General features: G+C 61.8%; 12 protein-coding genes, 2 tRNA genes and 1 pseudogene. 4 read left to right on the top strand and 11 right to left on the bottom strand.

Going from position 1 to position 9,553, the window contains the following annotated elements; translation table 11 throughout:
• Positions 1-911 precede the first annotated feature (911 nt).
• Both ACILRA_RS14390 and ACILRA_RS14385 read right to left on the bottom strand, forming a co-directional pair.
• Complete coding sequence (locus tag ACILRA_RS14390) at positions 912-1,625, bottom strand: hypothetical protein (RefSeq protein ID WP_395662781.1); 714 nt, start codon at positions 1,623-1,625, stop codon at positions 912-914.
• 185 nt (positions 1,626-1,810) lie between these two features.
• Positions 1,811-2,431, bottom strand: a complete 621-nt coding sequence (locus ACILRA_RS14385; protein WP_395662780.1) for a hypothetical protein — start codon at positions 2,429-2,431, stop codon at positions 1,811-1,813.
• Positions 2,432-3,214: 783 nt separating this feature from the next.
• On the opposite strand from ACILRA_RS14385, the gene ACILRA_RS14380 reads away from it, so the two are divergent.
• Entirely contained in the window at positions 3,215-3,673 is a 459-nt protein-coding gene (locus tag ACILRA_RS14380; protein ID WP_395662779.1) for a thermonuclease family protein, read from the top strand.
• Position 3,674: 1 nt separating this feature from the next.
• Here the strand turns inward: ACILRA_RS14380 and ACILRA_RS14375 are convergent.
• From ACILRA_RS14375 to ACILRA_RS14350, 6 genes are all read right to left on the bottom strand, one after another.
• Positions 3,675-3,752, bottom strand: a tRNA-Arg gene (locus ACILRA_RS14375).
• 10 nt (positions 3,753-3,762) lie between these two features.
• Complete coding sequence (locus ACILRA_RS14370; RefSeq protein ID WP_395662778.1) at positions 3,763-4,071, bottom strand: ETC complex I subunit; 309 nt, start codon at positions 4,069-4,071, stop codon at positions 3,763-3,765.
• Between the two features lie 41 nt (positions 4,072-4,112).
• Positions 4,113-4,189: transfer RNA gene (locus ACILRA_RS14365), tRNA-Pro, on the bottom strand.
• A gap of 72 nt (positions 4,190-4,261) precedes the next feature.
• Positions 4,262-4,732, bottom strand: a complete 471-nt coding sequence (locus ACILRA_RS14360) for a DUF192 domain-containing protein (protein ID WP_395662777.1) — start codon at positions 4,730-4,732, stop codon at positions 4,262-4,264.
• A 39-nt stretch (positions 4,733-4,771) separates the two neighbouring features.
• Complete coding sequence (locus ACILRA_RS14355) at positions 4,772-5,353, bottom strand: cold-shock protein (RefSeq protein WP_395662776.1); 582 nt, start codon at positions 5,351-5,353, stop codon at positions 4,772-4,774.
• A gap of 321 nt (positions 5,354-5,674) precedes the next feature.
• On the bottom strand, positions 5,675-6,403 hold the full coding sequence (locus ACILRA_RS14350; RefSeq protein WP_395662775.1) for an SIR2 family NAD-dependent protein deacylase: 729 nt from the start codon (positions 6,401-6,403) through the stop codon (positions 5,675-5,677).
• A 44-nt stretch (positions 6,404-6,447) separates the two neighbouring features.
• Here ACILRA_RS14350 and ACILRA_RS14345 point away from each other — a divergent pair, with 44 nt between their 5' ends.
• Complete coding sequence (locus ACILRA_RS14345) at positions 6,448-6,867, top strand: VOC family protein (RefSeq protein ID WP_395662774.1); 420 nt, start codon at positions 6,448-6,450, stop codon at positions 6,865-6,867.
• Between the two features lie 6 nt (positions 6,868-6,873).
• Here ACILRA_RS14345 and ACILRA_RS14340 read toward each other — a convergent pair whose 3' ends face one another.
• From ACILRA_RS14340 to ACILRA_RS14330, 3 genes are all read right to left on the bottom strand, one after another.
• The gene (locus ACILRA_RS14340) at positions 6,874-7,251 is read right to left on the bottom strand and encodes a cupin domain-containing protein (RefSeq protein ID WP_395662773.1); all 378 of its coding nucleotides are present in this window, start codon (positions 7,249-7,251) and stop codon (positions 6,874-6,876) included.
• Entirely contained in the window at positions 7,248-7,994 is a 747-nt protein-coding gene (locus ACILRA_RS14335) for an SDR family NAD(P)-dependent oxidoreductase (protein ID WP_395662772.1), read from the bottom strand. Before ACILRA_RS14335 ends, ACILRA_RS14340 begins: the two co-directional genes overlap by 4 nt.
• 165 nt (positions 7,995-8,159) lie before the next feature.
• On the bottom strand, positions 8,160-8,594 hold the full coding sequence (locus tag ACILRA_RS14330; protein ID WP_395662771.1) for a hypothetical protein: 435 nt from the start codon (positions 8,592-8,594) through the stop codon (positions 8,160-8,162).
• A gap of 55 nt (positions 8,595-8,649) precedes the next feature.
• Between ACILRA_RS14330 and ACILRA_RS14325 the strand changes: the two genes are divergently transcribed.
• Complete coding sequence (locus ACILRA_RS14325; protein ID WP_395662770.1) at positions 8,650-9,204, top strand: DUF2878 domain-containing protein; 555 nt, start codon at positions 8,650-8,652, stop codon at positions 9,202-9,204.
• A 42-nt stretch (positions 9,205-9,246) separates the two neighbouring features.
• Positions 9,247-9,553 (top strand): annotated as a pseudogene (locus ACILRA_RS14320) (hypothetical protein); the annotation flags it as partial.

Here is a 9,553-nt window from a genome sequence, read left to right as displayed (position 1 = left end):
TTACAAGCCCAAGAGCATCGCAAAAGAGCGGAACGGATTTCAAATCGTGGACACCCCGAAAATCGCCAAACACCACGTCGTTATTGGCCTCTTCGCGATTGATCATGAATTAAACCGGACACTACTGTTGACAACACTGTTATAATCCATGGCATAGCTCGATGTCGAAACTATAGGAGAGAACGTGACTAAGGCGCAGGTGACCAATCCGAGGGCGCAGCGCCGAAGATGTCCTGTCATAAGAACAACGGTGCGCAGGATGATTGAGCCAGCCAGCCAACTGTGAACGGTCCTGATCCAAATCCCTGCCTCCTTCTTGTTCATCCCCTCACCTCAAAAACAAATCGGCGGCGGTGAGCGTGATCATGCCAGGCCCGCCGAACTCTGCGCGAGCCGTTCCGGGTCGCGTGCCCCCCGGCTATTTCTTCCGCTCCACCCAATTGAAACGCCAGTGTAAGCGTCATTTATCGTCCAACCCTGCAGTGGAAAAGCCGATTACGTCGTCTTTTGTCTGCCAGCTCAGCTGCATCGGTGCCCACCCCGCTGAATTTGCATTCTGATAATCTTCATCAACCAAGGGATTTGCCATGCATCACGCGCGCCTGACATTTAGCGAAGGGCGTTGGCTCCGCTGCGCCGCGCGGCCGTGGGTTAGCCCGGCGAGAGAAATCGCTTCGGCGGAACTGTTGTCACCAAATGCGACTCCAATCGGCGCCACAATCCTTGACATCATGTTGCGCCAGCCAAGCGACTTCAACATACCAACCGGCTCGCTCGTTTTCGCTGCATTCATCTGGCTCCTCGCAACGACCGGCACATCATGTTCCCCGCATTGACCGTCACGTTCATATGCCCTGTCGGGCCACCGCCGAAGGTGTTGAATGAAACAGAGGCGCCTCTCGAGCTTGACGTCATCCCACATACTCCACGTAATAGAGGTCAAATCCGTCACAATGTGTCACGCTGCGAAGCAGCAGCCGGTCTGCAGGCAGACCATCAACACCCTCGGGCGGCCAGCCGTAGCCAGAATGCATAAACCCAGACATCACTTTTGGGTTCAGGCCAACGCCGTTCTCATTGAACATAGGCGGAGCATCCTTGGGTAGCATAGCCGCAATCCAGAAACGGGCACGTGACGGCCGGAACAATTCCGCAAGCCAACCTTCCAACTCCATGTAAAGAGTACCCTTGGTCTGGCTACGGAATGGCTTTTTGAGGTCAAGAACATCTATCTCGCTCAGGCGCACAAGGCGGAAGTCCTTACATTGCGCACCGGCTGGCGATGGCGGATTACGGGAAAGAAAATTCTTTATGAGTGCAGTCGGCTCAGTCTCGCCAGGCAGCAATCGGTCTGGATCATTCTCATAAACAAGATAAGCCGAATATGATGGATACCAATAGGAATCAATCAAATCTGACCAGAAATTATTGACAACACTCTTATAATCCATGGCATAACTCGATGTCATAACTGCTGGAGAGAACGTGACTAAGGCGCAGGTGACCAATCCGAGGGCGCAGCGCCGAAGATGTCCTGTCACAAGAACAACGGTGCGCAGGATGATTGAGCCAGCCAGCCAACTGTGAACGGTCCTGATCCAAATCCCTGCCTCCTTCTTGTTCATCCCCTCACCTCAAAAACAAATCGGCGGCATTGCTCGCAAACTCTCCAACATCTGCAATGTCAGACGCCCAGTGATCCTCTTGATCCAGGCCACGATTAGGTCCGCGAGTTGGTTCGCTCATCTCTTCCCCCAGTGGATTTTTCTTCTCGAGTAGTTGACAGCGCTCATGTCAGTACTCCTGTTTCTCAAGTGTTGCCTGAATCATCTCTGTGATCAGAGCTCAGGTGCCGAGTGAGAAGCAACGTCAATGCACCCGATGCGAATGCGACGAACATGGAGTTTAAGAAACTGGCATAGAGCAGCGGTCCAAAATTTGTTCCTCGCAGGGCCAAGGCCATTTCCGCCGCCCTGCACCTCGACCCGCGACAAGGCTCCATCGCAACGTCTTCGGCAAATAACCAGTAAAAGAGCGCGGCTGAGATTGCGAGCACAACGCCGTACATCATTCGAACCAGCGCTGGTTTGGTCCGCGCATCACGCTTGAACAAGGCATGCAGCGTCGGTGACTGGAGCCCCTCCTTGGCAATCACAATTGGCCAGAACACCGCGAAGAAGACAACGATCGACGAGGACAGCAGCAAATAGGTCGTAAAGCTCGTGTCCCTCACAATGGCGGGATAACCCAGACCGACCAGGATGATCGCCACCACTACCGGCATCGCAGCTGCAGCAAGAGAAACAAAAGCAACAGACGTCTTGTCAAGATGTCTTGAGCCATACAGATACCGTACCAGAGTATAGACTCCCGTGGCTGCGGCAAGGTACGATATGTATCCAATCTGCATCAGTGCGGATGTAACTGTCATTTGCCGTCCAACCCTGATGTCCTCAGCGACGAATGCGTTTAGCCAACTTCACGCTCGCCAAAAGGTGCCGCGTTAACGTACGCCTCGCACTGAATTATAAAACCGTACCTGAATTTAGCCATATAATCTTAGTAGAATCAAGCGTTTGTATACTTCAATGATGGCCACTCTGACTCGCGCAGAACGCTGTGGGGCGCTGCAGAAGGATCGTACTATGCGAACTCCTACTCATCTGGTGCCGGCGGTTTACTTGCCTTCTCCGGCCTACTCCGCGGCCGTCGGCGTCATAGGCCTAGCCACCGTCCGCGTGCCAGCCCCATCCACCGTGGCCCTCTGCACCACGCGGCGGCCTTCGCGTCTGCCCCCAGAGCCACATCCGCCACCGTGCCCGTGGTGCCATGGGGCAACGCGCCCGCACCCAAATGCGGGGATTTCGTGAACCCGTGAGGGCCACGCCAATCACCGTCTCCCGCCGAAGCGGCGGAGACATGCCCCGCACCGGACACCCAGAGCGTGATCCGTAGCCGCGCAGAGAACAATCGGCATCTTGCATGTTTGCATCCCGCCTCGCGCATGGGACGGCGGTAAAGCCCGTGTCATCTGCATACGGAGCATTGTCACGGCGGGCGGCAAGCATGCTGCAGGCCCGGCGCCGCCCATCTTCGCGGCTGGCCGCGATCAGCACGGCGCAAGGAAGCTCGCCGACAGTTGATCCGCCCTGCGCAGAACTGATGGGGCTGAGGCTTTGCACGCGGGGCGAGGATGATCATCTCGAGCAGGGTTATGGGAGCTTTCCTCCGGCACCAACACACGCTGGCGGCGGCGCTGGCGGTGGCCGCCCTGGCCCGGGCGCCCGCGCTGGCCGGGGTGCTGGAGCAATACAAGATTTGCGGGGGTGACGCGCGCGTGACCTGCGTGATCGATGGCGACACCATCATGCATCAGGGCCTGCGCATTCGCATAATCGACATCGATGCGCCCGAGATCAGCGCCCCGAAATGCGCCGGCGAGGCGGCGCTGGGGCACAAGGCCCGGCACCGCCTGCGCGATCTTCTGAATGGCGGACAGGTCCAGATCGTGAAGTTTGGCAGCCGCGACGAAGACAGATACGGCCGCAAGCTCCGCCTCGTGGTCGTCAACGGCCGCTCCGCTGGCGATATCCTGATCACGGAGGGCCTGGCCTGGCCCTGGGAGGGCCGCCGCCACGACTGGTGCCGGGCGCTGGGACAAAAGCCCAAATGAATGGCGACCCCGGCAGGATTCGAACCTGCGACCTAGTGCTTAGAAGGCACTTGCTCTAGTCCAGCTGAGCTACGGGATCGGAGGAGGCGTCAGTGGGTCCAGTTGACGGACCGGCCGAACTTGAAATTGTCGGAATAGGACTTCTTGATTGCCTTGGCGACGGGAGCCTCCGGCATCACGGTGTAGGCAAGGCCCTCACGCTCGCAATAGGCGGTAGCCTCCTCCTTCGTGGCGAAGGTCAGCTTCACCTGCTGGCGCATGTCGCTCGACGAGGTCCAGCCCATCAGGGGGTCCACGGTGCGCGGCGATGCCGGCTCGAACTCGACGATCCAGTGATCGTACTTCGCCTTGCCAGACTGCATGGCATTGCGGGAGGGCTTGTAGATGCGAACGGGCATTGCTCTCTCTTCTTCTCAGCCGAGGATCTCGCGGAAGACCGTGGTCGGGGTGGCCAGATTCGAACTGACGACCCCCTGCGCCCAAGGCAGGTGCGCTACCAGACTGCGCTACACCCCGATACGGACTTCTCTCGAAAGAGCCTCATATCCGATAATGCTTGCCCGGGGCAAGGCTCAGCGGGAGGTGCGGCTACTCCTTGTTCCTGAACAGCCGGTGATAGACCGTGTCCCCTGCCCGGATGCCGAGCTTGCGCGAGGTGCCGCCGGCCAGTTCGAGGACGGCCAGCACCGGCTCGATGATGCCGATCCTGTCCAGGGATTTGGGCGTTGTGTTCTCGGCGATATAGGCAATGGTGCCGTCCTCGCGGATGAACAGCATGTCGAGGGGGATGTAGGTGTTCTTCATCCACATCGCGGCCTGACGCGGGCTGCCGAAGTCGAACAGCATGCCGCGGTCCTCCGGCAGGCGCTGGCGGAACATCAGGCCGCGCGCGCGCAGCTCCGGCGTATCGGCGATCTCGACCGTGAACATGAAGGCGTCCGCCTCGGTGGCCACGGTGAGCGGCTCGATCTTGGACAGTGGCGCCTCAAGCGCCAGTCCGGCGGCCGGCCGCAGAAACGCGAAGGCAAGCAAGAGCAGACAGAGGACATGGCGGCGCATGGCGCAGTTCCTCCCCCGCAAATGCAGCAGAACGATGGCTTACTGCGTGTGGGCCGGGCCGCCCTCAAGCGAGAGGCGCACTTCCGCCGCCATCTTGCCCTTCGGCCCATCGCCGAAGCGGATGTAGATCCAGCTGTCTGGCTCAAGATCGGCAATCGCCGTCTTCCGCAGCGTTTCCATGTGGATGAAGATGTCGGGCGAACCCTCACCCTCAGACGCGAAGCCGAAGCCGCGGGCGCGGTTGAACCACTTCACCTTCGCGCGTATCCAGGCACTCGACGGGGTGACTGTCGTGTGGGTGCGCGGGCGGCGCTCCACGGGGTTGATGGCGGTCGAGGAATCGACGGCGAGAACGCGCAGGCACTGATAGCCCTTCTGGCGGGCCACCACTTCACACACCACGCGGGTTCCTTCGAGCGGCGCCTCGAAGCCGTCACGCTTCAGGCAGCTCAGGTGCAGGAGCACATCCTGCATGCCATTGTCAGGGATGATGAAGCCATAGCCGCGACCCACGTCGAACCACTTCACCAGGCCACTCACCTGAATGATCCGGACATTGGCGTCTGGCGCATCGCTCAGCGCTGAAACCGACTCACTTGTCAAACCGCCGCTCACCGCCATGTCACCAACTCTGTCCCCGGTGCGGCCACATCTTGTCGTCCTGCCGCCCCCGAACTGCAATTTGCTCAAGTATGGGGGATTTGTACAGAGAGCTTAATGGCTCTCATGTGGAAAACCCAAGGTCGCAATCACATCTATTCCGCAACCAGCTGGCCGCGACTCTGCACCAACGCGCGCCAATAGGCGGGAAATGCTCGCAAAATTCGAAAGCGGCCGGTCATCCACAACTCTTTACGGCAAGGGCTTAGCTTACACGAGGTCAACCACGCCTGCCCGGTCCGTCTTGGTGCGGGCGGCGGCTGCGGCGCAACTGATTCGCAATCAGTCCTGCGCGAGTTGCTGCATCACGGCGGTCATCACCGCGCCGATCTCCGCATGGATGACGAGATCAGCGAGACCATCAAGGCCGGTCTCCTCACGGTTCACGATCACCAGCGGCGTGCGGTTCTGCTTTGCCATCACGGGAAAGCCCGCTGCTGGAAACACCTGCAGCGACGAGCCCACCGCAATGAAGAGATCCGCATTGAGCGTTGCCGCGCGCGCATCCGCCATCTCCTGCTCTGGCATGGCCTGGCCGAAGGAAATGGTGGCGGATTTCACGATGCCGCCGCAACCCGTGCAGGACGGCGGCCGCGCGTCACGCGCGATCACCTCGCCCACCCAGGCGATCTCGTGGCGCAGGCCGCAGGAGAGGCACTTCGCATAGGTGCCGTTGCCATGGATCTCGATGATCCGCTCACGCGCAACGCCCGCCTGCTCATGCAACCCGTCGATGTTCTGGGTAATGACGTGGGATATATGCCCCAGGCTTGCAAGGCGGGCCACAGCGAGGTGGCCGGCAGATGGCCGCGCCTCCCCGATCGTCTGGTGGATCATCAGGAAGCGCCGCCAGGCCTCCAGGCGCGTCTCCTCTGAGGCCAGGAAGTCGCTGAACTCGATGGGCTTGTACCGCGTCCAGAAGCCGCCGGGCGAGCGGAAGTCGGGAATGCCGGATTCAGTGGAGATGCCTGCCCCGGTGAACACCACGGCACGCTGCGCGCGCTGGACCATGCGCGCCAGTTCTTCTATGTGACTCTCAAACAAGAGGTGACCCCATGAAGTTTCTCCACACCATGATCCGCGTTTCCGACCTGGACCAGTCTCTCGATTTCTTCACCAACAAGCTGGGCTTCGTCGAACAGCGCCGCCATGTCAACGAGAAGGGCCGCTATACGCTGGTCTTCGTGGCCGCACCCGAGAGCCCGGATGCGCCCGTCGAGCTCACCTACAACTGGGACCCGGAAGTCTATACCGGCGGCCGCAACTTCGGCCACCTCGCACTCGGCGTCGACAACATCTACGATTATTGCGCCAGGCTGCAGGCGCACGGCATCACCATCAACCGCCCCCCGCGCGATGGCCGCATGGCCTTCATCAGGACGCCCGACGGCATCTCCATTGAGCTGCTGCAGAAAGGTGAGGCGCTGCCGGTTTCGGAGCCCTGGTCCTCGATGCAGAACACAGGCAGCTGGTAGCGGGCGCTACCAGATCCCGTCCACCTCATAGGCCTCATCCATGCCGGGCCAGGGCGGCATGGTAACGCCCGCGCAATCGAGCGGCTCGTCTCCATCGTTGCGGAACTGGAAGCAGGCGCCCACCGGAATGGCGAGGGAGACACCAGGCGCCAGCGCCACCGTCTCCTCCGCCGTGCCCAGCTTGCGCCACATGCGGCCCGTGCCGCGCAGCACGAGCCAGACCTCCTCCACACTGCGGTGCGCCACGGCCTTCGAGACCGCGCCGGGCGGCAAGGTGAACTGTGCCATGCTGCCCCGCGCCGTGGCAGCGAGGATGCGCACCTCGGAGCCATCGGGCGCCAGCACGTCGGGTTGTTCAGCCCGCTGCCGCGTCACGAAACTCATGGCATCAGCTGCCCGCCGTTGACCTCGATCACCTGGCCCGTCACATAGCCCGACGCCCTGTCGCTGGCGAGATAGAGGAAGGTGCCCGCGCAATCCTCCGCCAGACCCAGGCGCTGCATGGGAATGGTCTTGCGTGTCGCCTCACGCTTGGCCTCATCCGAGAAGCGGTCATGAAAGGCAGTGTGGATGGTTCCCGGCGAGACGCAATTGACGCGGATGCGATGGCCCACCAGCTCCTTCGCCAGCGTCTTCGAGAAGGCGGAGACGAAGGCCTTTGCCCCGGCATAGACCGAGCCGCCGGGGCTTGCGCCGTTGCGCGCGGCGATCGATGTCACGTTGATGATGTTGCCGGAACCCTGCTCCTTCATCAGCGACGCTGCGATGCGGCAGCAGTGAATGAGTTGGCGGCAATTGAGGTCGAACACCTTGTCGATGAAACTGTCGTCGAGTTCGGTGACGGGAATGCGCGCGACGAGGCTTCCGGCATTGTTTACCAGAACGTCGATCCGTCCAAAGCGCGCGGCAGCGGTGGCCATGAGCCGTTCGGGTGCGCCGTCCTCCGTCAGGTCGAGCTTCAGCGTGGCAATGCCCGCCTTCTCGATGGCTGCCAGCTCCTCACCGCCGCCCAGATATTGCGCGAAGACGCTCGCTCCGGCCGCCGCGAAGGCCAGCGAGGCGGCACCACCTATGCCGGTGACGCCGCCCGTCACCACAACCACTTTACCCTTGAGATCATCGAACATGGAATCGCCCTCACGCCTGAAGCCGCCTATGTTGCACGAAGCGCACGCAAATCAACAGGCGGATGGACGGACGCCCGGCAGCTTCCCGCATCCGGCATGGCATAGATGTCCTTAGCGCGGTTTCGCGCCGTCTGCTCGCGCGCGTTCCGGCCGGGTTGAAAAGTCTCAGCGCACGCGCGCCACGCCGCTCTTGCCGTCGTCGCGCACCCAGCGGATGCGGTTTTCGGACAGCTTGGTGACCGTGAAGCAGAAGGTACGGCCGTCATACCACTCCTGCCATTTCTGGCACACGCGGTTGCCCGCCACCCACCAGCGGCCACTGTCCTTCGGGGTCATGTAGCGGCCGAGGCCCGCCGCCTCGCCCGTACCGTCGACACGGCCGTTCGTCCTGTAGTTGAGCGGGATCTCACCACCCAGCGGCACGGCCAGATAGATCCTCTTGCCCGCGACGAAGGACTTGAGCGCCGCACCCGAAAGAGCCTCGCCGGAGGCAATTGCAGGTGCTATGGGAAGCGCAACGGCAAGGGCAAGAAAGATAATCGCGGCTGCAGCGGCAAACCGCAGGCCCGGACGCTTCGTATGATCAACATTAGCTGTCACGACTTTACCTCCTCACTATAGAGCGCGATACGCACGCTCGTTGCAGACGGACCTCATGCGGATCATTCTCGCGCTGTTCAACTTCCTTGCCTTCGAGGCCGCCTGGTTTGCCGCTGTCAGCGGGGGCGCGGCGGGCCGTGGCGGGCTGATGTCGCTCGCCGTGGTGGCCGTGGTGGCCATCCATCTGTTCCTGAACCGGATTCGCCTCCGCCCGGAACTGGCGCTGATCCTCGCTGTCACCCTGTTCGGTGTGCTTCTGGAAGCAGGCTTCATGGGGGCAGGCCTCATCCGCTATGCCGGAACGGTGGAAGGCCAGGCACTGCCGCCGGTATGGATCGCGGCCTTGTGGTTTGGCTTCGGGACCCTTCCCAACGCCAGCCTGGCCTGGCTCAAGGGACGGTGGAAGACCCAGGCGATCCTCGGTGCGCTGTCCGGCCCCCTCACCTACTGGGCGGGGGTGAAGCTCGGTGCTGCCACCCTGCCCGACCCCGGTGCAGCAGGCGCCCTTTTCGCCATCGGCCTTGCCTGGGCGCTGGCTCTGCCGGCCATCTTCCTGATGGCGGAGGCCATTTCGCCCGTGGCTTCGCGCGCGCCCGCCCATTTGAGCTAGGTCAAGGCCGGACCGCGGGGAAACCGCTACTGGTATCTTGTCATGACGCACGCCGAGTTCACCCTCGCCCTGCTGGCCCTGCTGCTCACGCCGGGGCCAACCAATACGCTTCTGGCCCTCGCCGGGGCCGAACGCGGCTGGCGCGGCGCCCTACGCCTCGTCCCCTTCGAGGCCGCCGCCTATGGGCTTGTAACGCTGCCGCTGGCGATTGCCGGCAAGAGCTTGCTGGCGGACGCCGGCACGCTCCGCCTCACGGTGACGCTCATCGCCGCGGCCTGGGTCGCCTATCTCGCGGTCAAGCTCTGGCGGCTGCCCACGGGCGAGGCGATGGGACCGGAGCAGAAGGGCG

The organism is Aestuariivirga sp. (assembly GCF_044239095.1).
In the GTDB taxonomy this organism is placed as follows: domain Bacteria; phylum Pseudomonadota; class Alphaproteobacteria; order Rhizobiales; family Aestuariivirgaceae; genus Aestuariivirga.
The sequence above is the reverse complement of the archived record's forward strand: the minus strand, read 5'-3'. Positions and strand labels throughout refer to the sequence as shown.